Origin of the sequence: Pseudidiomarina fusca (assembly GCF_032227045.1) — a bacterium.
In the GTDB taxonomy this organism is placed as follows: Bacteria; Pseudomonadota; Gammaproteobacteria; order Enterobacterales; family Alteromonadaceae; genus Pseudidiomarina; species Pseudidiomarina fusca.
Map to the genome: position 1 here is coordinate 1 of NZ_JANFPJ010000088.1, position 1,147 is coordinate 1,147.

General features: G+C 45.0%; 1 protein-coding gene. It reads left to right on the top strand.

Translation table 11 applies throughout. From position 1 onward, the window contains the following. The coding region (locus NOG12_RS13165; protein ID WP_313933506.1) for a hypothetical protein at positions 1 to 263 on the top strand (263 nt) is incomplete at its 5' end. Positions 264 to 1,147 lie beyond the last annotated feature (884 nt).

Genomic DNA, 1,147 nt, shown 5'->3' on the forward strand with positions numbered 1-1,147 from the left:
TAAACGAACGATTACGACATGTGCCAGCACACTACACAAATGTTAGCTGTTTAAAGGAGTATCAAGTAATGGAGTCATTATTTAAATCTATAGCCATCGGCGTTTTTGTTGGTTTAGCAGGAACTTTATTTCTATATGTATTTTCAGAGTACATATCAGAACAAAGTGAAGCACTAGTATTTGGTGTTTTTGCTGGTGCAGCTTGTCTCTTTATTGACTTGATTGCTAAAAAAATAAAGTCAAATAGCCGAGAAGGCAGCTAGTAAAACCATCACGGTGGGAATTTACTCACAGGCCTTTTGCCAAATCTCAATTCATATTATATCAACGACGGCGCTTAATTTTGGCCTTCAAATTCATAGGTTATTTGGGGTTGTGCAGCTAACAAACAACTGTTATCGCTCACTACGTTCGCTGGGACACAAACACATGGGCTCTCTCGCTTCGCTCGTTATTTTAGCCCATGTATTTGTGCCCTAAAGTTGGGCGTTAGGCGGCAAGGACCGTTCAATGATTGTCCGCGAAATATTAGACTTCTTGTATACCTACGTACTCACTGCATGGTACTTCTACGCTGCACTGGTCGTTATAGTTCTAGCCATTGCTGTTCTGACGAGGCGTACTAAGCCGTCAATTGCGTCAAGCATTCCCGTTCTCGGAGATCATGTTAGTACTGTTCCATTCTTTATTGCAGATATCTGGCAAGGCCTCGCAAAAGGCCATGGCTTAGTGGCCCTGCATCAAGAAGCTATCAGACTTGAGGTCCAAATCGTTGACTCATTAACCGGACTAATAAAATTTAGGCATCAGATTGTGGAAGTTCCAATCAGAGATGTCGCATCGATTGCCATTAGATCCTACTTGTTTGGAACCTACACACTGCTTTGGTTGCAGGGAACGAGGATGGATACTTTCCAAAGCTTTCCAAGGTTGCGTGGCGGGCGATGCAGACTGCGAATCGCGCGTCGCGACCGACAGAACTGCGCAGCCTTCGTAGAGCACTTCGCAACCGTCAAGGCGTCTGGGCAAGTGGTGGCTGCCGCCTAACAATTCGTTCAAGCCGAACTTGTTTGGCTCCGCTACACAAGTCGGCTTAACTCGAGCGTTAAATGCCAAGGGAAGCTATGTGCAATTGCAAAGAACAACC